General features: G+C 59.9%; 17 protein-coding genes and 1 other RNA gene. 7 read left to right on the forward strand and 11 right to left on the reverse strand.

What is annotated here, in order from left to right; all coding sequences use genetic code 11:
- Positions 1–282: 282 nt before the first annotated feature.
- A complete protein-coding gene (locus ACTQW0_RS06930) occupies positions 283–2,370 on the reverse strand; it encodes a glutamine synthetase III family protein (protein WP_154517961.1) in 2,088 nt (695 codons plus the stop codon).
- Between the two features lie 495 nt (positions 2,371–2,865).
- Between ACTQW0_RS06930 and ACTQW0_RS06935 the strand changes: the two genes are divergently transcribed.
- From ACTQW0_RS06935 to ACTQW0_RS06960, 6 genes are all read left to right on the forward strand, one after another.
- Positions 2,866–3,738: a methylenetetrahydrofolate reductase gene (locus ACTQW0_RS06935; protein ID WP_441567505.1), complete on the forward strand. Its 873-nt coding sequence runs from the start codon at positions 2,866–2,868 to the stop codon at positions 3,736–3,738.
- Positions 3,738–4,526, forward strand: coding sequence for a hypothetical protein (locus ACTQW0_RS06940; protein ID WP_441567507.1), 789 nt, complete (start codon positions 3,738–3,740; stop codon positions 4,524–4,526). The genes ACTQW0_RS06935 and ACTQW0_RS06940 overlap by 1 nt, the downstream gene beginning before the upstream one ends.
- A gap of 9 nt (positions 4,527–4,535) precedes the next feature.
- On the forward strand, positions 4,536–7,094 hold the full coding sequence (locus ACTQW0_RS06945; RefSeq protein WP_441567509.1) for a homocysteine S-methyltransferase family protein: 2,559 nt from the start codon (positions 4,536–4,538) through the stop codon (positions 7,092–7,094).
- Between the two features lie 108 nt (positions 7,095–7,202).
- Positions 7,203–8,567, forward strand: coding sequence for a PFL family protein (locus ACTQW0_RS06950; protein WP_441567511.1), 1,365 nt, complete (start codon positions 7,203–7,205; stop codon positions 8,565–8,567).
- A 318-nt stretch (positions 8,568–8,885) separates the two neighbouring features.
- Entirely contained in the window at positions 8,886–9,371 is a 486-nt protein-coding gene (locus ACTQW0_RS06955; protein WP_441567513.1) for a hypothetical protein, read from the forward strand.
- 157 nt (positions 9,372–9,528) lie between these two features.
- Positions 9,529–9,828, forward strand: coding sequence for a YhbY family RNA-binding protein (locus ACTQW0_RS06960; RefSeq protein WP_427795027.1), 300 nt, complete (start codon positions 9,529–9,531; stop codon positions 9,826–9,828).
- 61 nt (positions 9,829–9,889) lie between these two features.
- Here ACTQW0_RS06960 and ACTQW0_RS06965 read toward each other — a convergent pair whose 3' ends face one another.
- The 8 genes from ACTQW0_RS06965 to ssrA all read right to left on the reverse strand — a co-directional run bounded on the left by ACTQW0_RS06965 (position 9,890) and on the right by ssrA (position 19,251).
- A complete protein-coding gene (locus ACTQW0_RS06965; RefSeq protein ID WP_441567515.1) occupies positions 9,890–12,886 on the reverse strand; it encodes an AfsR/SARP family transcriptional regulator in 2,997 nt (998 codons plus the stop codon).
- A gap of 539 nt (positions 12,887–13,425) precedes the next feature.
- Positions 13,426–14,154 (reverse strand): glucosamine-6-phosphate deaminase, encoded by a 729-nt coding sequence (nagB, locus tag ACTQW0_RS06970; protein WP_427747557.1) that lies wholly within the window; start codon positions 14,152–14,154, stop codon positions 13,426–13,428.
- Between the two features lie 272 nt (positions 14,155–14,426).
- On the reverse strand, positions 14,427–14,894 hold the full coding sequence (locus ACTQW0_RS06975; RefSeq protein ID WP_370450664.1) for a PTS sugar transporter subunit IIA: 468 nt from the start codon (positions 14,892–14,894) through the stop codon (positions 14,427–14,429).
- A 100-nt stretch (positions 14,895–14,994) separates the two neighbouring features.
- A complete protein-coding gene (glmM, locus tag ACTQW0_RS06980) occupies positions 14,995–16,332 on the reverse strand; it encodes a phosphoglucosamine mutase (RefSeq protein WP_427794158.1) in 1,338 nt (445 codons plus the stop codon).
- Positions 16,333–16,455: 123 nt separating this feature from the next.
- Complete coding sequence (rpsI, locus tag ACTQW0_RS06985) at positions 16,456–16,851, reverse strand: 30S ribosomal protein S9 (RefSeq protein ID WP_022094634.1); 396 nt, start codon at positions 16,849–16,851, stop codon at positions 16,456–16,458.
- Positions 16,852–16,853: 2 nt separating this feature from the next.
- Entirely contained in the window at positions 16,854–17,297 is a 444-nt protein-coding gene (gene rplM, locus ACTQW0_RS06990) for a 50S ribosomal protein L13 (RefSeq protein ID WP_370450665.1), read from the reverse strand.
- Positions 17,298–17,454: 157 nt separating this feature from the next.
- Positions 17,455–18,333 (reverse strand): patatin-like phospholipase family protein, encoded by an 879-nt coding sequence (locus tag ACTQW0_RS06995; protein ID WP_441567517.1) that lies wholly within the window; start codon positions 18,331–18,333, stop codon positions 17,455–17,457.
- 554 nt (positions 18,334–18,887) lie between these two features.
- Positions 18,888–19,251, reverse strand: a transfer-messenger RNA (tmRNA) gene (gene ssrA / locus ACTQW0_RS07000).
- A gap of 239 nt (positions 19,252–19,490) precedes the next feature.
- On the opposite strand from ssrA, the gene ACTQW0_RS07005 reads away from it, so the two are divergent.
- A complete protein-coding gene (locus ACTQW0_RS07005; RefSeq protein WP_427719414.1) occupies positions 19,491–19,925 on the forward strand; it encodes a hypothetical protein in 435 nt (144 codons plus the stop codon).
- A gap of 59 nt (positions 19,926–19,984) precedes the next feature.
- On the opposite strand, the gene ACTQW0_RS07010 is transcribed toward ACTQW0_RS07005, so the two are convergent.
- Together ACTQW0_RS07010 and ACTQW0_RS07015 are read right to left on the reverse strand one after the other, a co-directional pair.
- Positions 19,985–20,500, reverse strand: a complete 516-nt coding sequence (locus tag ACTQW0_RS07010) for a type II toxin-antitoxin system VapC family toxin (RefSeq protein WP_441567519.1) — start codon at positions 20,498–20,500, stop codon at positions 19,985–19,987.
- Positions 20,497–20,850, reverse strand: coding sequence for a hypothetical protein (locus ACTQW0_RS07015; RefSeq protein WP_441547420.1), 354 nt, complete (start codon positions 20,848–20,850; stop codon positions 20,497–20,499). The genes ACTQW0_RS07010 and ACTQW0_RS07015 overlap by 4 nt, the downstream gene beginning before the upstream one ends.
- Positions 20,851–20,967: the final 117 nt, after the last annotated feature.

Here is a 20,967-nt window from a genome sequence, read left to right on the forward strand (position 1 = left end):
GTTTTCCAGCGCAGCACGCAAGGAGCGAAGCGACGCAGCGAAGGCGGGCGGCGCCAGCCGCACGCGGATATCCCGCTGGGGGCACCATTTAAAACGAGAAGCCCGTTACCCTCGCGGTGGCGGGCTTTTTTCTACCCCAACGCCGGAATTCGAGCCCAACAGGGTGCGGACCCCGGCAAATCGGCGGCAAAACGGACTCCAAAGCGTCCTTCGCAATCAAAAAGCCGGGGCCCGCGCGATGCGGACCCCGGCTTAATACCGTGACGATATGTTGGCTATGCCCTACACGTAGAACAGAATGTCGTCGTAGGTCGGAACCGGCCAGTAGTCGGCGGCCACGATCTCCTCCATGGCATCCACGGAGGCACGCAGCGTATCCATAGCGGGAACGACCTCGTGTGCATACACATTGGCCTGCTCCTGGCCATCGAGAGCCTCGGCCTTCTGATGCACGGCATCGAGCGCCTTGATGGAGTCGTTGATGGCGGTGATACCGTTGCAGAGCTTGTTGAGCGTGTTCTGCTCGCACTGCATGGCGGCCTCAGCACCGGCGGCACGAATTGTCTCAAGGCCCTTAGCGACCTTGGTGGCATAGGCAGTGATGACCGGACGATAGGTACGACGTGCCTCGCGAATCATCGTGGTAGCCTCGATGTTCATGAGCTTGTTGTACTTCTCGAGCTTGCAGTCGTAGCGGCACTGAGCCTCGGCCTTGGTCAGAACGCCCGTCTCCTCAAAGAGCGCGATAGCCTTATCGGAAACAAAGGCGGGAAGAGCGTCGGCCGTGGTCTTGTTGTTGGCAAGGCCGCGCTTCTCGGCCTCGATGGGCCACTCGTCGGAGTAACCGTCGCCGGAGAACAGGATGCGCTGGTGATCGGTCAGCACCTTCTTACAGTACTCGAGCGCGGCGTCCTGGAACTTATCCTCGGGCGTACCCTCGAGTGCGTCGGCGAAGGACTTGAGCGACTTGGCCACGGCGGCATCGAGCACCAGGTTGGAGTCGGAGACGTTCTGCTCGGAGCCGCAGGCACGGAACTCGAACTTGTTGCCGGTGAAGGCGAACGGAGAGGTGCGGTTGCGGTCGGTGTTGTCCTGCATCAGCTTGGGCAGGGTATCGGCGCCCAGGTCGAGCACGCCGCGCGTGGCATGGACGGAAGCCTTGCCATCGATGATCTTCTCGACGACCTCGGTAAGCTGGTCGCCCAGGAAGATGGACATAATCGCCGGAGGAGCCTCGTTGGCGCCCAGACGATGGTCGTTGCCGGCCGAGGCAACGGAGGCACGCAGGAGCTCCTGATAGTTATCGACGGCCTCGATCACCGCGGTGAGGAAGACGATGAACTGCAGGTTGTCGAGCGGGGTGTCGCCCGGATCGAGCAGATTCTCGGACTCGGTGCCAAGCGACCAGTTATTGTGCTTGCCCGAACCGTTGATGCCCTCGAAGGGCTTCTCGTGCAGCAGGCAGACCAAATCGTGGCGGGAGGCGATGAGCTTCATCTTCTCCATCATGACCAGATTCTGGTCGATGGCCTCGTTGACCTCGCCATAGACGGGGGCGAGCTCATGCTGGCAGGGAGCGACCTCGTTGTGTTTGGTCTTGGCGGGAATGCCAAGCGCCCACAGCTCATCGTCCAGGTCCTTCATATAGGCCGAGACGGTGGGGCGGATAGCGCCAAAGTAGTGCTCCTCGAGCTCCTGGCCCTTGCAGGGAGCAGCACCAAAGAGGGTGCGGCCGGTGATGACCAGGTCCCTGCGCTTGCGGTAAGCGTCCTTCTTGATCAGGAAGTACTCCTGCTCATCGCCCACGGAAGGAACGACCTTCTTGGGGGTCTTACCAAACAGCGCCAAAACGCGCTTGGACTCACGCGAGAGCGCGGTCATGGAGCGCAGCAGCGGGGTCTTCTTGTCCAGGGCCTCGCCCGTGTAGGAGCAGAAAGCCGTGGGGATGCACAGGACATCGTCCTTGATAAAGGCGGGGCTGGTGGGATCCCAAGCGGTATAGCCGCGGGCCTCGAAGGTGGCACGCAGGCCGCCGTTGGGGAAGCTGGAGGCGTCCGGCTCGCCCTGGATGAGGTTCTTTCCCGTAAACTTGGTAATAGCGGTGCCGTCGTGGTTGGGTTCGAGGAAGCTGTCGTGCTTCTCGGAAGTAATGCCCGAAAGCGGCTGGAACCAGTGCGCGTAGTGCGTCGCGCCCTTGGAGATGGCCCAAACCTTCATGGCATGGGCAACGGCGTTGGCCACATCCAGGTCGAGCGGCTCACCGTCCTCGAGGGTTGCAGCAAGGCGTTTCCAAATGTCCTTGGGGAGGTAGTCCTTCATGACTTCCTCAGAGAACACCATGGTCCCGAAGCGGTCAGTAAGTTCGGCCATACGGAACTCCCTTCGTATCGGCACCGCGTGAGAAGCGGTGTTGATTACTAACGAACGAGTCATAGCTTAGACTCGCCGTGTTTCCGCGACATTACCGTTGTGTTGCCGTCGCGAAACTAATCAATGAGGTTACCGCATCGCGGCAATGTTGCCACCCTCAACAGTCAATCAACTGTATAAATTGCAGATCTCTCCGCATGGTTTAAGGGTAGTCTTTTTGGGACGGGGCTTTTTTAGCTGCCCTATTTAAATATGGTCTCAAGCTTTGGAGGCGCCGGATTGGGTAGCTAAAAAAGCCCCGTCCCAAAAAGACTACCCTGCGTACCTGGTTGATGGGGTAAAAAAGCTCCAAATTAGCTACGCTGTTATAGGGAATGCCGATAGCGAAACATCTTCGATTGATATTTCCAAATAGCGAGTAAAACTCCGCCGTAGCGCAGCGGTGCTGTAGAATCCTTACAACACATCACGCTAATGTATCTAAAGGAGCACGACATGCGCGTCGACGAGGTTTTTAAGCAGGCAGCATCCCAGGGCACCACGCCCGTTTCGTTTGAGATGTTCCCGCCCAAAGGCGAGCTTACCCTCGACACGGCTCGCGAGGTGGCTGGCAATCTGTGCAAGCTTTCGCCGAGCTTTGTCTCGGTCACCTGCTCGGCCGGCGGCTCGGGCAACGGCGCCACCACCGCCCCCATCGCGCATATGATTACGGGCGAATTCGATACGCCCTCGGTGGCGCACCTCACCTGCGTTGGTCGCACGCATGCCGATATCGCCGCCAAGATCGACGAATACCGCTCCGCCGGCGTAGAAAATGTGCTGGCTCTGCGTGGCGATCTTCCCGCCGGCGCGAGCGAGGATGACAAGCCCGCCTCGGACTACGTCTACGCCCGCGACCTCATCCCCGAGCTCGTCGACGCCGGCTTTTGCGTGGGCGCCGCAGCCTACCCCGAGGGCCACATTGCCTGTGAGAATCTCAACGCTTCGGTCGAATACCTCAAGCAAAAACAGGACGCCGGCGCGAGCTTCTTTGTGACGCAGCTCTTTTTTGATAACGAGTGCTTCTACCGTTTTCGCGAGCTTGCCGACAAGGCCGGTATCACTGTGCCCATTACCGCAGGCATCATGCCGTTTATGGGCAAGTCGCAGATCAGCCGCATGGTCTTTATGTGCGGCGCGTCGCTGCCCTCCCCCGTCATCAAGATTCTCGCCAAGTACGAGAACGACCCCGAGAGCCTGCAGGCAGCCGGTGTAGACTATGCAGCCCGCCAGCTTTGCGACCTTAAGGAGCACGGCGCCGACGGCCTGCACCTGTACACTATGAATCGTCCTGCGATCGCCGCAACCATTATGGAGCGCCTGGGGTAATGGAAAAACCGCACATCGATACAGCTTTTGGTGAAGTGCCGGCCGACCTTGCGTCGCCGGCGCTCTACCGTATCGATGATGCCCACCATCCCCGCGTCGATCGTGCCGAGATGCTGCGGTATCTGGGTTACGGCGGCCAGCAGATTGAGCCCGAGCTGTCGCAGCGTATTGAGCTTGTCGTTGAACGTTTGGAACTGGACATTGAGCCCCGTGGCGTGCGCCGCGTATTTGCCGTCGATGCCATGGGCGTGGACGAGCAGGGAGAGCCCAGCATCCGTCTTGTTGGAACCAGCGTTGAGTTGCGCGGTCGCGATATCTATCGACATCTCAAAGACGCCCGCTTTGCCGCGCTCATGGCATGCACCCTCGGCATGGATGCCGAGCGTCGCCTGCGCACCACGGGAGCCCAGCAGCCCCTAGAGGGAGCCGTGCTCGATGCCGCGTGCTCCGCCTATGTGGAAGCTGCCGTCGAGCAGATGGACCAGCAGGTCAAGGCTGCGGCCGCCGCACACGGACTCGCCGGTAACTGGCGCTTCAGTCCCGGCTACGGCGACTGCCCGCTTACGGCTCAGCGTTCAATCGTGGCTGCACTCAACGCCACGCGGCTCATCGGGCTTACCGTCACACCTACCAGCCTGCTCATGCCCACCAAGAGCGTGACCGCGGTGATCGGCCTGTTTGACGGCGAGGTCCACGACGCCCAGAGTCGCCCCACCTGCAATATCTGCCGCATGCGCGAGCACTGCCGCTTCCGCGCCGCCCACACCACCTGCTATTCCAGCCATTAGGAGCCCCCGATGTTTACTCCGCTTATCACTCATGATCTGGACGGCGCCGCGCTGGCGGCGCCCGTTGATGCTGCCCGCCGCAGGGGCGCCACGTACAAGACGCGCACGATCGACGACCTTTACATTAAGGACGATCGCCTGCGCGCCGCCATCGAGGGCACGGGGCACCTGCTGTTCGACGGCGGCATGGGCACCATGCTGCAGGCGGCCGGCATGAAGGCCGGCGCCCTGCCCGAGCTGCTCAACTTTGAGGAGCCCCAGGTCATTACCGATATTCAGCGTCAGTATGTCGAGGCCGGCTGCGATGTGATCACCGCCAACACCTTTGGCGCCAACGCCCACAAGCTCGATGGTGCCGCCACCGTGGCAGATGTCTTTGCCGCCGCCGTCGCCTGCGCCCGCGAGGCCGGCGCCCGCTATGTCGCCGGTGACATCGGCCCCATCGGCGCGCTGCTTCGCCCCTTGGGTACCCTCAGCTTCGACGAGGCCTATGACCTCTTTGCCGAGGAAGTGCGCGCTGGCGTCGACGCGGGTGTGGACCTCTTTATTATCGAGACCATGACAGATCTTGCCGAGATCAAGGCGGCGGTCCTTGCCTGCCGCGAGAACTCCGAGCTGCCCGTCTTTGCCACCATGACCTTTGAGGAAGACGGCCGCACCTTCCTGGGTACGAGTCCCGAGGTTGCCGCCATCACGCTCGACGCCATCGGCGCCGACGTCCTGGGCATCAACTGCAGCCAGGGACCGGCCGAGCTCCGAGGACTCGCCGCACGCATGCTCACCGTTACCGACAAGCCCGTTATGGTGCAGGCCAACGCGGGACTGCCCCACGTGGACGACGACGGTAACACCGTCTTTGACATCCAGGCCCCCGAATACGCCAAGGCCGTCGCCGGCATGATCGCCGACGGCGTGAGCGTCGTGGGCGGTTGCTGCGGCACCACGCCGGCGCACATGGCAGCGCTGCGCACGCTTATCGACAACCACACGCCCAGTCCGCGCCGCCGCAAGCCCAGCATGTCGGTCACAAGCGCCCAGACCGTGGTTGACCTTCCCTGTGACGGCCACAAGATCGCCGTCATCGGCGAGCGCATCAACCCCACCGGCAAAAAGCGCCTGCAGCAGGCCCTACGCGACGGCGACCTGGACTACGTCGTAAGCCAGGGCATCAGCCAGCAGGAGCAGGGCGCCGACATCCTGGACGTCAATGTGGGCCTGCCCGAGATCGACGAGGTCAAGATCATCCAACAGGCCACCGAGCAGCTCCAGGGTTCCACGCTGCTGCCGTTGCAGATCGACTCCACCGACCCCGCAGCCGTCGAGGCTGCCGTGCGCCGCTACGCCGGCAAGCCCATCATCAACTCGGTCAATGGCAAGCAGCAGATCATGGATGAGATCTTTCCGCTGGTCGCCCATTACGGCACCAACGTCGTCGGCCTCACGCTCGACGAAGGCGGCATTCCCGATACCGCCGAGGCTCGCTTCGCCATCGCCGAGCGCATCGTGGCCGAGGCCGCCCGCTACGGCATCGGACCGGACCGCATCCTCATCGACTGCCTGGTCATGACCGCCTCGACCAATCAACGCCAAGCCGAACAGATTCTGCGCGCCATGTCCCTGTGTAAGGAGCGTCTGGGCGTCAAATGCGCGCTCGGCGTGTCGAACATCAGCTTTGGTCTGCCCGCCCGCCCGCTGCTGGGCTCGGTCTTTTTGGCTGCCGCTTTTGGCGCGGGCCTGGACGCCCCCATCATGAACCCGGGCTCCAAGCGCTTTATGGATACCGTCTACAGTTATCGCGTCTTGAGCGTTGAGGACGAGGGCTCAACCGGATACATCGAGCGCTACGCCGGCTGGACCGATCCGTACAAGATCGCCGCGAACCCGGCGGCGGCTCAGACAGTATCGACCGACACTGTGCCCGCCGCTGGCACCGACGGCACCGACGGCAACGACGACCCGATTCGTCGCATGGTCGTCTCGGGCCGCAAAGGCGAGATTGCGGCCGAGACCGAGCGTCTGCTGGCAAACCACGACGCCATGGACCTCATCAACAACCACTTTATCCCCGCCCTCGACGAGGTTGGCATCCTCTTTGACCAGGGAAAGTTCTTCTTGCCGCAGCTCATGGCCTCGGCCGAGGCCGCGCGCGTGGGTTTTGACACCATCAAGCGCCGGATGCCCGCCGGCGAGATTGCCGACAAGGGCAAAATCTGCGTGGCCACCGTCAAAGGCGACATCCACGACATCGGTAAGAACATCGTCAAGATGCTGCTCGATAACTACGGCTATACCGTCTTTGACCTAGGCCGCGACGTCGACCCGCAGGAGGTGCTCAAGACCGTACGGGAGCGCGACATCAAGCTCGTCGGCCTCTCGGCGCTTATGACCACCACGGTCGTCGCTATGGAGGAGACCATCAAGTTGCTTCATGCCAAGGTGCCGGGCGTCAAGATCATCGTAGGCGGCGCCGTACTCACCCCCGAATACGCCAAGCAGATCGGCGCGGACTACTACGCCAAGGACGCCGCCGAAAGCGCTCGTATCGCCGAAGAGGTCTTTGGGCAGTAACACAACGGAAACAACCGAGCACCAAAACGTGCCGCATGCGCCACTTGGCACGTGCGGCACGTTAGAATAGACAAGACTATGCTCGTTTTGGCAGATAGGAGTGCAAGGATGGCGATCACGCCCGCAGAAATCGCGGAAACCCGCGGCATGGTTGAGGAGCAGAACCTCGACATCAGGACCATCACCATGGGTGTTTCGCTCATGGGTTGCGGCGACGAGAACCTCGACCGCATGTGCACGAAGATCTACGACCACGTGACGCACACGGCTGAGCATCTGGTCGAGACCGCCGAGAACCTCGAACGCGAGTACGGTATCCCCATTGTCAACAAGCGCGTTTCCGTCACCCCGGTGGCGCAGATCGCCGCGTGCTGCAAGGATGAGGACCTCACCCCCATCGCGCATGCCCTCGACCGCGCGGCCGAGACGCTCGGCATCGACTACCTGGGCGGCTTCTCCGCACTCGTCCAGAAGGGCATCGGCGACGCCGACCGCCGCGTCATTCAGTCCATCCCCCAGGCGCTCGCTACCACCAGCCGCGTCTGCTCCAGCGTCAACGTCGCCAGCCTGCGCGCCGGCATCAACATGGACGCCGTGCTCATGGCGGCTCAGACCATCATCGATGCCGCCAAGCTTACGGCAGATGAGGATTCCGTCGGTGCTTCCAAGTTTGTCTGCTTTGCCAACATGGTCGAGGACTCCCCGTTTATGGCGGGCGCCGTTCACGGCGGTGGCGAGGCCGACGCCGTCATCAACGTAGGCGTCTCGGGCCCCGGCGTTATGGCCGCAGCCCTGGAGAAGCTGCCCGATTCCGCATCGATGATGGAAGTCGCCGAAAAGATTAAGCAGACCGCCTTTAAGATCACCCGTGCCGGCGAGCTCATGAGTCGCGAGGCCGCCCGTCGCCTAGGTGTCGAGAAAGGCATTGTCGACCTGTCGCTGGCGCCTACGCCTGCCGTCGGCGACTCCGTCGCGCGCATCCTCGAGATCATCGGCGTGGGCACCTGCGGTGGCCCCGGCACGACCTGCGCGCTCGCCATGCTCAACGATGCCGTCAAGAAAGGCGGCGTCATGGCCAGCTCCAGCGTGGGCGGTCTCTCGGGCGCCTTTATCCCCGTGTCCGAGGACGCCGGCATGATCGCCGCCGTCGAAGCCGGCGCGCTTTCGCTCGAGAAGCTCGAGGCCATGACCTGCGTGTGCTCCGTTGGCCTGGACATGATCGCCATTCCCGGCGACACCCCGGTCGAGACTATCGCCGGCATTATCGCCGACGAGATGGCCATCGGCGTCATCAACAATAAGACCACGGCCGTGCGCGTGATCCCCGCCATCGGCAAGGGCGTGGGCGGCTGCGTCGAGTATGGCGGCCTGTTTGGCCGTGCGCCCATCATGCCGGTGAACCCCAACGCCGGCACCGTGCTTGCCCACCGCGGTGGACGCTTCCCGGCGCCGCTGAACTCGCTCAAGAACTAGCTGAGGGGGACTGGCGAGGAGCCCCGGGGAGGGCAAATATATAAGGTCGCCTGCTCGGACAGTCCTGACTCGCACGGAGAGCACATTAAGTGCTCTCCGGCTCGTGCGGAACTCGCGATCGACCTTATATATTTGCCCTCCCCGGGGCTCCCGCACAACGGGACCTCAGTTGGGTTCTATCCCGGTTGCAGTTGCTTCGCTCCTGCACCACTTGGCTGGTGCGGCGGTTTGGCGTTGGAACGGTTCTTTTTCTGATATATGCTTGTTGCGGCTCTTCTTTTGGGAGGGGCCGCTTTTTTGTTGTAAGGGGGATGGCCCGTGGCTGATGGTGTAATTCAATCTGAGCTTCTTTCTGCGGATTGGAATGGCGAATGGATGCGTCTACAGGCTGCTCGGCGGCGTTGTGCTGTCACGATGGTCGCCAACTCCAGCCCGCGCTATGACCTGCACGTGATGAATGCCATCGGCGCCTCGGTTACCCGTAGCAATGGTTTTGTGTACGCCTTTAACATCCTTATTCAGATGGGTGCACTACCGCAGGTCACGTATTTTGAATCGACCCGTCGTGACACCTTCGATAGCCTCGAGGCCGGCGTGGCGGACCTCTCCCGTATGCTCGAGCATGGCAACGAGGATAAGATCAATCGTCTGCGCGACTATATCGCCCAACATATGATCGAGAACCCCCATGCCGGCGAGCCGGGATCCAAGGGCGTGCCGCAGGGACGTTACATGCTCGACCACATCCGCAAGGTCCGATGGGCGTTTATCGCCTGGGAGCCGGTCTCTGCGCCCCGACCGTAGCCCATCTAAAGCATGCATCGTCTACCCGCCCGGCATCCGCATTCTTTGCGAACTGGCAAACGCGCTCCACACCGCGCCGTTCCTGCGCTATCGTGGGACAGCTCACGTAGATTAAGGCCCCATCGCGGGGCGCCCCATACATAGAAAGCGAGATCCCATGGCACTGACAGGAGCCCAGGTCAAGCAGCTTCGCAGCATGGCCCATCACCTCAACCCCGCCATCATCATCGGTAAGTCCGATGTCAACGAGGGTACCGTCGAGCAGACGGCCGCCTACCTGGAAAAGCACGAGCTCGTTAAGTGCTCCGTGCTGGACGGCTCCAGCCTTTCTGCCCGCGAGGCCGCCGAGGAACTCGCCGAGCGCTGCCACGCCGACGTCGTTCAGGTTATCGGTCGCAAGTTCTCGCTGTATCGAGAGTCCTCGCGCAAGGATATCGAGAAGATCAAGCTCGTCTAAGGGCCGATCGGTTCACACAGAGCAAGCCTGCGGGCGTCCGAATGATGCGGGCGCCCGTTTTTTATCGCTCAATGAACGGTCGGTTGACCCTGCTTTCGACCAGACGCTCGTAGAGACGCTTGGTCTCGGGCTCGGGAACGCCTGCGACCTGTTCCTTAAGATGATGGATATGCCCGCTATAGAGCTCGACGATATCGCGGCGTCTCCCCGCCGCTCCGTACACGCGCATGGCGCATCGCACCATGTCCTCGCGTGCGGTCTCCTGACGTAGCCCCGCTTCTACCAGCCAGATTGCCGACTGCAGGTCGTTTTCTTCCAAGGCAGCGCTTGCTCCCACAATCATGCAGTCGATAAACTTCGACTGCATGATGCGGCGCATGCGCAAAAAGTACGTCGGATTGCAACCGTTGGGGATATACAGCGGTCCGGTATAGAGCTGTTCGATCTTAAGACACAGCTCGACCAGGTGAGGCCCACGCACTCTTGTGCGATTACCCAAAATTTCGCGGCTTATCTGCTCAAATAGCTTCACATCGGTCTTAACGTAATCCCTGTTGAGGCCAAGGCAGTCGTTTTGGATCAGGACGCACGACTTGCCATCTGGCGTGGGTCCCAAAGCGGATCGTAAGCGTGACACAGTCGAATACAAGTTGTTACGGGCGCTACTGTACTCGGCATGTGGCCACAGTTCCATAGCCAAGGTCTCGCGATCGACAAACGAATCGATACCCAACGCAAGCCGCTCGGCAAGCGTTGCCGCTTTCTTACGACGCCACATCTTGTCTGTGATGGGAAATCCGTCGCGCTCGGCACGAAACGCACCAAACATGCGAATCTCGATATGATCGATAGCGTCGACGGGTTCGACCTCGCCGACCTGGAACAGCCGCTCGCTCTCTCCCTCCAAATCGTCGCGCAGCGAATATCGCGATAGCTCGCGCACCGGGAGCTTCTTTCGAATCTTGGCAGCAGGCTCGCCCAGGCAATGCATCGCAAGGCGTGCAAACAGCCGATACGCTGGCTCCAGAATCCCAGAACGATTCATAGACATCCAGGCGGCAAGATCGCTGTCACGGCCCGCAGACGCCAAATGCAGCGCTACGACCCAAGCCTCCGCTCCGCCGACTTGTGTCCGACTTAGGTCGAGCAGCTCTGCCTCTTCTCGTACCGACACCATCGACGTATTGCGAAGGCTTGATGCACGCTCCAACAGCAACGCGTTGTCGCGCATGTATGCGATCGACTCGTCAGCAAGCTTGAGCACCTGGACCGCGCGGAACTTCGCGTTGACCGGGCGCCCCTCGGCAAGCGCCTGCCAGCCTTCGAGTAGCAGGCCAAACAGCTGGATTTGATTGTCACGCACGCGCACGGCAAAGCGATCGAGCTCATTAAACGCCGTATCGTCAGTCATTGGCAGGCCTGCAAGCAGACGCCGTGCCGCCAGCACCATACGCACCCAGACAGCCGGTGCCTTAAGCCCACGAGCATCGAGTGCCTCCCGTGTTCGAGACATCTCGTCGTCACGCTCATCGATTCCCATAAAGGACCCATCGAAGAGCTCCACCAACATCCGATCTGCCCGTATGAGAATCTCTGCAATATCGAGTTCGCAATCATATACCTTGTTCGCCTTGAGTCCCGAAAGTACTGCGCCGTCTTTCGCCTGTTCGGTCAGCCGGCTCTTAACCTCGATATGCGCCGACAGCATATCGAGCGCAGCACAAGATGCCTCATTTTTTGGAAGCGCAGGATTGGCTGGAAGCCCAAGCTCGCAATCTCCATAACAGACGACCGTAAGCACCTGGGCGACTTTCCAAGAAACCGAATCAATCTCGCGGACCGACTGTGCGCTCGCATGTTCGACAATCGAGGCCATATACCGGGCCAGTTTAGTATTCGAAACGCTTACCGCCGCCAAATAGACACCAAGTGCCTCGGTGGGCGTCGGCTCCAACGCGGGCTTGTCGGCATCCGTCGTCCTCAGTACCGCGCGACAGACATCCCCTCCATGCCCAGTCAGAGCCAAATCGACACCATACTGTCCAGCAAGCTCAAGGACGGCGTCGCGATCCAAAAAGGCATCTGCCAAATCCATCGCAGCATCGCATCGGCCCGCCTTGAGCAGAATGCGTGCCGCGCGCATAACGAGCTCTGGACGAATTTCCGCAACCATTTTTCGTAATCTCAGGCGCGCGTTATCCTCGGTGCCCATACACGTAAAGCTTCGGTCGACCGGATCGACACCAAAAATCGGATAATCACGAACAAGATAGGACTGATCGATCATGGAGAGCCTGACACCGCATGCCTCAAGTTCCGCAATCTTGCCCTCGCCCATCAGGGCCATCACGCACGCCACGTTAAATAGGGCGCCGTTATCGATTGATGCCATATCGGCAAGTGCCGCACCGTATACGTTGACAATCTCGTTTTCGAGCAAGCTGGCAACGTCGCCCTCTCCGTACAGCCCCGTCTGCATAGCCGAAACCAACTCGGGAACACCCTGTGTGAGCTGGTAAAAATCGAGCGACGTGCTAATCGAGAACGCCGATGCCCAAGCCGAATACTCATAGGCATGCACCTTGAGCATCTGCGCATTGATCTTGACCGAGTCACCCAGCCCGCGAATCAACTGGCGATTTGAGGGGCGGCAGGTGACAAAGACCCCGATCCCCATAGTGCGCAGGCCTCGAATTCGATCGATAAGCTCCTCGGTATCTTGCTGATCAAGGTTGGGGACGTTATCAATCGCAATCAACGATCGCGGTTTGTCCTCAAGTTCATCTGTGACCACTTCGAGCTGCATAAACACCTCGCGGGCAATCGCGCGGTCAGCCTCGATGATTCGTACCAGACCGCGCGTCGGGTCGCTTTTGACTTCCTGAGTGTACTGAAGCAATATCGATGTTTTCCCAAACCCATCTGGTGCATAGAGCAACACAATGCCCGCCTTGCGGCCCTTGACAATCAACTCGCTCATCAGGCGATCACGTCGGACCATATAACCTGTGCCCAATGGCGCCAATTCGAAATCGTCCGTATCGTTCAGCCCGTTCATCATGCTCGCTCCTTACCTCGGCCACATGGACACCGTAATCGCAAGACAGCCCAAGCCATCCCGTAAATCGAACGACGCAGAGTTTTAGGTTGTCTTTCGGTTCGCATTTGGCAAGTTTTTGTTCAGCGAGCGCCGATTGAAACTTTTCCCCCAACCAACCGGTCTTTGCGCAGGTCAATGCGCTTGCCAGCATGTCCCACTCTTTTGGCAGTGTAACGCAATGGGGCTTGTAATATTTTGTTGCGCAACTCGCCTACGCGCTGCTACCGTTTGCGACTCATTAGTAGCATTTTTGAATAGAATATGCTAGAGAATGCATCACACTATACGAGGCACCACCGTCAAGCTTTTGGCAAGCTAATGTTATGCACACCATAAAGCCCGCGCTCATTCTGATTCCGCTGGCAGATATTGCGGACGGACGCAGCATAGGGGCCCATGAGCCTATAAGCTAGCCGCCATCCCGCATATGCATAATAAAAAAGGCCCCCGCAGAACGGGAGCCTGTAACAAAGTAATAACAAATCGCTCGGATTGTACTACTCGCAGAGCGAAAGGGCAGCCTCGTCGGCAACGACGACGCAGTTGGTGTGCAGCTGCAGGATCGAAGCCGGGCACTCGGGCGTAACCGGGCCATAGCACATATCGTGAACAGCCTGAGCCTTGGCCTCGCCGTTGGCGACGACCAGGATCATGCGGGCATACATGATGGTCTGGGTACCCATGGTGTAAGCCTGGCGGGGAACGTCGTCGATGCTATCGAACAGGCGGCTGTTGGCCTGAATGGTGCTCTCGGTGAGGTCGACGCAGTGCGTACCCTTGGAGAAGTGGTCATCGGGCTCGTTGAAGCCAATATGACCGTTATTACCAATGCCGAGCAGCTGCAGATCCGGGTAACCGGCGGCAGCGACGATCTTATCGTACTCGGAGCAGGCAGCGGCGGCATCGGGGTTGGAGCCATCGGGCACGTGCGTGTTATTCAGATCGACGTTGATGTGATCGAAGAAGTTCTCGCGCATGAAGTAGTGATAGCTCTGGGGATCATCGTGCGAAAGGCCGCGATACTCGTCCAGGTTATAGGTGCTGACCTCGGAGAAGTCAATATCGCCCTTCTTGTACCAATCGGCGAGCTGCTTGTAGGCGCCAATCGGAGTGGAGCCGGTGGCAAGACCGAGCACGCAATCGGGCTTAAGGATAACCTGCGCCGAGATGATATTGGCGGCCTTGCGGCTCATATCCTCGTAGTCTTTAGCTTTAATGATCTTCATTACGCATCCTTTCTCGTAGAAGAGAGGCAAGGCTCCCCTTACAAGCACTTGCCCGCGGCCTGCGTCGGCCGCAACCAACGTGTGCGGCCACCAGGGCGAGGTCGCGTAATGTATGTATCTCGTGTCTAGCCGCGTCGAGGCCCCTGCCCGTCCACGGTGACCCGAAGCCTTTTAGCCTCGGACATTTTTCATCTTGCCACGAAGGGCGCCCTCTTTCAAGGGCGCCCTCCGTAAACGTGTTTGAATTGTAGGCCAAAGGGCAAGCGAACGAGTTAGCGCTCGCGAGCGACGATGAGCTGATCCATCTCCTCGACATGCTCGCCGACGGAGCCCTTGATGCTCGAGAACTCAACAGAGTTGCACACCAAAATGGGAACCGTCACATCGTAGCCCTCGGCCTCGATTGCCTCGCGTTCAAACTCGATAAGCACATCGCCCTTATGGACGATATCGCCCACCTGTGCATGCACGGTAAAGTGTTTGCCCTCGAGCTGAACGGTATCGAGTCCAACGTGGATTAAAACATCCAAGCCATCGACCGTGTTGAGCGCAACGGCGTGTCCCGTTGGAAAAATCGCCTCGATCTTGGCATCCGCAGGTGCAATCACGCGCGTGCCCGTAGGCCGAATGGCAACGCCTTGGCCCAAAAGGCCAGTGGCAAACGTCTGGTCTTTAACCTCGGAAAGCGGAATGACATCGCCCGAGATGGGAGCATCCAGCGTAAGGACTCGACCACGCATACCAAAAGACCTTAGGACTTTAGTGAACATGCTCCCCCTTGGACATACCAATAATCAAAACCAGCTTACTAGTTTACCACTTGGCATTGGTTTTTGACCATTAGGGAAGTTCGCGCTTGACAACCTCGACGATGTCGTCAACGACGCGCTGAGTCAGCTCGTGCGTCTCGGCCTCGGCCATCACGCGAACCAGCGGCTCGGTACCGCTCGGGCGCACCAGAATGCGGCCGCGACCGTTAAGCTCCTTCTCGGCGGCAGCGACAGCGTCCCAAATGGGCTGGCAATCGTCCAGACCGGCCTTGTTGTCGGAATGCACGTTGACGAGCACCTGCGGGTATTTCTTCATGATGCCGGCAAGGTCGGTGAGGGTGCGGCCAGTGCGCTTGAGCACGGCCAGCAGCTGCAGCGCCGTCACCAGGCCATCGCCGGTGGTGTTGTGCTCCAGGAAGATGATGTGGCCGGACTGCTCTCCGCCGATAACGGCGCCGTCCGCGAGCATGCGCTCCAGCACGTAGCGGTCGCCCACGGCGGTCTGCACCATCTCAAAGCCCTGTTCCTTCATAGCGATGGAAAAGCCCAAGTTGCACATAACGGTCGAGACGATCTCGGAGTTGGCGAGCTTGCCGCGAGCGGCGAGGTCAGAGCCGCAGATGGCCAGGATGTAATCACCATCGATCTCGTTGCCCTCGCTGTCCACGAACAGCACGCGATCGGCGTCACCGTCGTGGGCCAGGCCGATGTCGGCGTGGGTGCGCAGCACGAGCTCGCGCAGGGGCTCAAGATGAGTGGAGCCGCACTCGACATTGATGTCGGTGCCACAGTAGTCGGTATTGATGGCGTGGACCGTAGCGCCCAGACGCTGAAGCGCGGCAGGCGTGGTCTGGCAGGAAGCACCGTGACCGCAGTCAACGGCAACGACCAGGCCGTCGAGCTTAAGGCCGTCGAGGGTGCTGATAGCGTGGTCGACGTATGCCTTGCGAGCGTCCTTCATCTTGATGATGTGGCCCACACCGGCGCCGGTCGGCAGCGTGTCGGCAGCCATGGCCTCCTCGGACATGACCCAGGCGCTGATCTCTTCTTCAACGGCATCGGGAAGCTTCATGCCCTTGCGGCTAAAGAACTTGATGCCGTTAAACTCCGGCGGATTGTGCGAAGCGGAGATGACGATGCCGCCGTCGAGGTCGTTTTGGACAGTGAGCAGCGCCACGGCCGGCGTAGGGATAACGCCGCAGCAGTGCGGGCGACCGCCCTCGGCCATAATGCCAGCGGTCAGAGCGCTCTCGAGCATGGTGCCCGAAAGACGCGTGTCGCGGCCAACGCAAATGTCCGGACCAAGGAACTTGGTCGCCGCACGGCCAAGGCGAAACGCGAGGTCGCACGAGAGGTCGGCGTTGGCGACGCCACGGACGCCGTCGGTGCCAAAGATGTTCTGGGGCATAGGATCGCTCCTTCCCAAGTGGGCAAAACGCAGTCGCCCACCCTAGTCGAAAAAGAAAAGCGGGACCCGCCGAGCAATCGGCAGGCCCCGCTTGTACATTGTATCTCGTAAGGAGATAAAACCTTAGCGCTTGGAGAACTGGGGAGCGCGGCGGGCCTTCTTGAGGCCGTACTTCTTGCGCTCGACCACGCGAGCATCGCGCGTAAGGAAACCGGCCTTCTTGAGGTCAGCACGGTAGTCGCCAGCGTTCAGAAGAGCGCGAGCGATGCCCAGGCGCAGAGCGCCGGACTGACCGGAGATGCCGCCGCCATCGCACAGAGCGATAACGTCGAACTGACCGGCGGTATCGGTCACCTTGAAGGGAGCAAGGGCGTTCTCAACGAGCTGATGACGGCCGAAATACTGCTCGGCGTCACGCTTGTTGATGGTCACCTTGCCGGTGCCGGGGACGAGACGGACGCGGGCGACGGCGTTCTTACGACGGCCGGTACCCTGGTAGACAACGGTGTTCTCAGCCATCTTTAAGCCTCCAGCTCAATCTTCGTGGGGTTCTGGGCAGCATGCGGATGCTCGGCACCAGCGTAGACCTTAAGCTTGGTCATCTGGGCACGGCCGAGGGTGGTCTTGGGCAACATGCCGCGAACGGCGCGCTCGATGACCTTCTCCGGGTGCTTCTCCATAGCCTGGTGGAAGCTCTCAGCCTTGAGGCCGCCGTTGTAGCCGCTGTGGCGATAATAGGTCTTCGTGTCGGCCTTGTTACCGGTAAGCTGGACCTTATCGGCGTTGATGACGACAACGAAGTCGCCGCAGTCGCTGTTGGGCGTGAACTGGGGCTTGTTCTTACCGCGCAGGATCATTGCGATCTGGGTGGCAAGACGGCCCAGGACAGCACCATCGGCGTCGACGAGAACCCAGTTGCGCTGGACCTCGCCCTGCTTGGCGTAGTGAGTCGATTTCGAAATCACTTAGACTCCTCCATGTACAGTACGTGTTGTTACAGAGATTCACGGGGCTCTGCAAGTAACCCGTCCATATTACCCCGCCCGTCGCCCGAGTCAACAGGTATTTTGGCTCTGACCAGACTTTCTGCACATGTCGTCCATCGGTAATGATGTCGCGACGCTAGCGCTCGACAAATGCCTCGATATCACTCAGCAGACGCTTTGCCTCCTGACGACCCTGAATATACAGGTCGAGAAGCTTTGCCGGATCGTGCTCGACGTGACCGACCTCGACAGGCTTTTGCGGGGCAACGACCAGCGCGCGGCCCTCGCGCTCATACTTCCACAGATGCATGCGCTGGATGTTATAGCGGTCGTGGCGCGTCTCGATAGCCTCGAGCAGGTAGGGGTAGTCGGCATAGCGGGCGCGTGCGGCAGGCATAAACTCGTAGGGCTTTTTCTCGTACGAGCGGTCCTGCGTGACAATGACAACCGCGCGATCGAAGCCGGCCTCCTCCAGCACGTGCTCGATGGGGACCGAATCGGCTACGCCGCCGTCGACGTATTTGTGCCCGTCGATCTCGACCGGCGGCGTCACCAGCGGCAGCGACGTCGAGGCGCGCACGGCATCGAGGTCGAGCACGGCGCTTTTGACCGGCAGGTATGCAGCGGTTCCAAAGAGCATGTCCGTCGCGACGGCGTACATCTCGATGGGGCTCGCGTCGAATGCCTCGTTATCAAAGGGATCCAAGCGGTCCTGGACATCGTTGAAGATGAAGTCGTAACCCACGATGGAGCCCGTGGACGCAAACGATGCGGCACCCATGAAGCGGTTGTCGTTGCAGAAAGCCAGGTTGATGCGGTTGGCACGGCCGATCTGGTGCGACTTGTAGTTCACGCCGTTGAGAGCGCCGGCCGATACACCGTAGACAGCCGGAATCTCGACGCCAGCCTCCATGAGGACGTCGAGCACGCCCGCGGTAAACTGCCCGCGAAAACTGCCGCCCTCCAAGACGAGCGCGACCTTGCCGGCGTTCTTTGCCTTATCTTCTGCCGTCATGTTGACCTCCTACTGTTTCGTTTTGGCCTTCTTCTACCCAGTTTTGAGATGGCGAGCGCATGGGTTTTGGAGTTGAGCAGGACGGGGCGGCTGGCGGAAAGCACGTCCCGTTCTGGGGGGCGATTCCGGGATGGACTTTCCGCCAACAACCCATCCGGAAAATGCATCCCATTCTGAGCGTAGATTCTGGGATGCAACTTCCGCTTGAGGCGTCAACGTGAGCAGTCAATTTGGGACGGGGCTATTTTAGCTGCCCTTTGACTGTCGACGAATTATTGGGGACCGGAACTAATATCGACTGGCTTATAGGGGTAGCTAAAAAAGCCCCGTCCCAAATTGACTACTCCACCTTGTAGAGGCTTTGCGCGGAGAATCCGCGTATTTGCTTCGCAAATCCGCACCGGCTTCGGCCGCCTGCCGGCGTCCTCGCCCGCGGGCTAAAAACGCTTACGCGTTTTCTTTACGCCCGCGCCCTGCATAGAGTTCGATTCTCCGCGGTATCTATAAGTAATAAAAAAGCAGGTAGGTGCGTTTACCTACCTGCCTGTAGCTATTGGTGGAGGCGCGGAGAATCGAACTCCGGTCCACGAAAGCCCCCTGATTGGCATCTCCAAGCTCAGTCGCTGGTTTAGTCTCGGACGCTTTGCGCGCAGCGACACGCTCGCGGCATCCCAACCGGTTCGGTCTTAGCCCGCGCCATACCGATTACGTGCGCGGGAGCATTCCCCTAACATGACGTCGCGCCGGTGTCGGGGAAATCACCGGGTTGACGCGCCGCTATAAACTAAGCAGCGAGAGCCATAGGCTCAAAAGAAGAGTTGTTGTCAATTCAATTTGACGGTACCCCTGTTTAACGAGGCGAGGAGACCTCGGCTTGCTTCCTCTCTCAGAGCTATCGTGTCGAAACCAGTCGCCCCCGAATGTTGGGAAAGTCTGGATGGTATCGGGCCTGCAAACACCCGATAACCGTCGACTTTTCAAGGAACACGCGGGATAAACCCCGCTCGTGGATAGCTATCTTACCACGTTCTAAAGGCAGACAGCTGCTCTATGCACGAGCTGTGAAGACCCTAATGTGCACCATACTTCGCATTTTTGCCACTGAACGCGTCACGTATATTTTCCCCAAGCAAAATTGACCCGTCGAAAGGACCGTTATGGATACCAAGCAGCAACTCGTCAATGCCCTCGCAGGCCTGGGCTCAACCATTACCGAAGCCATGGATGTCATCGAAGGCTTTGTCCCCTGTGGACATCCCGCCCTCACGGTATCGAACGCCCTTGTTGCGCTGGACGCTGACGATGATGCAGCTCTCGCCCAGCAGTTTGAGACCGTCGCGGGCTTTATCGACCACGTGAGCGAGAACCGCGGCGTGGCCGCCTACCACGGCATCGAGGTCGAGCTCGCAGGTCCCAAAGCCGATCTGCTCGCAGCAATCCGCGAGGTAGGCGCCCTTATGCAGACCGCAGGCGTCAAGAACACCCAGGTCAACGAGTGGGTCTACCGCAGTCTAGCAGCACTAAACGATTCCGACGAAAAGGCCGCCGAGAAGCTCGTCGAAGCTCCCGTCATCAAGGCAGCGCTTTTGTAATTAAAGGATGCGTGGCCTTCTGAGCGCCGACGTTCCGAAGGCCACGCAAACAGTTCGCGCTAACCGATAGCCGCGCCACCACGTTCGGCCAAAGCTAGAATCGGCATCATTTGGCGCGGGGTCTTTGCTGCAAGATCGGCATGTTCGAGCAGCTTGCGATTGTTGGTCACCAAGTAATCGATCTGCGCGCGCTTGCACGCGGCGAGCACCAAGTTGTCCTCGTAATCGCGATGGAGCGTCAGATATTTGTCGGCTAGCCACAGATCGGATGCATCAGCGCCCACGGCCATGGCGTTTTCGGTCATGTTCCGAACAAACGCCAACGCCGCATCGCCAATTGCACGGACAGATGCCTCGTCGAGCGCTCCCCCGCCGGCAAGAACGCTACGCTTCAGCTCGTGTTGGACAACGTGCAGCACGTCCTTGGCGATATGCACCGGAAAGAACAGCAATGCCCCCGCCTCCGTCGCCTGCCCAATAAACGCACGCGCGGCAAGCGACTCGGTATGCTCGGCGCAAAACGAATCGACCCATACGTTGGCGTCCACCCTGATCTTAAGGGGGCCTCCACTCACAGGATCATCCCCTTTTGGCGATAATGCTCATCCATGGCTTCGGGATAGACTGTGTCCCAGCTGCGGTCATCAGACGCAGATGATGTATCGATGCCCAGGTCCGCGTAAAGCTGATCCGCCGCCGCCCATGATGCGACAAACGGCGAGGTGGCACCAGCACTAGGCAGTTGGTCTTCAACGGCCGACAACACCTCTTCGCACGAACCGCCACCCTGCGCAACCTTGGCCACCACCTTTTTGATGAGCTCGGGCAGTGACCCGCCCGAAAGCCGCAGCGCCTCCTCGGCACGGTTCTTGACCTGGCGATCCACGCAAACGTTCACCTGCGCCATGCCGCTAGCAGCACCCACGGCGCTCTCGCTCCCTTCAATTGCTATCCTCGATAGCAACACTATATAGAGACGCTATCAATTGGGGTCAGATGCACAAGGCCTGCGCCCGGACGACACCGATGCCGTCTGGGCGCA

Source organism: Collinsella sp. LCP19S3_B7, assembly GCF_052121795.1.
Taxonomy (GTDB): domain Bacteria; phylum Actinomycetota; class Coriobacteriia; order Coriobacteriales; family Coriobacteriaceae; genus Collinsella.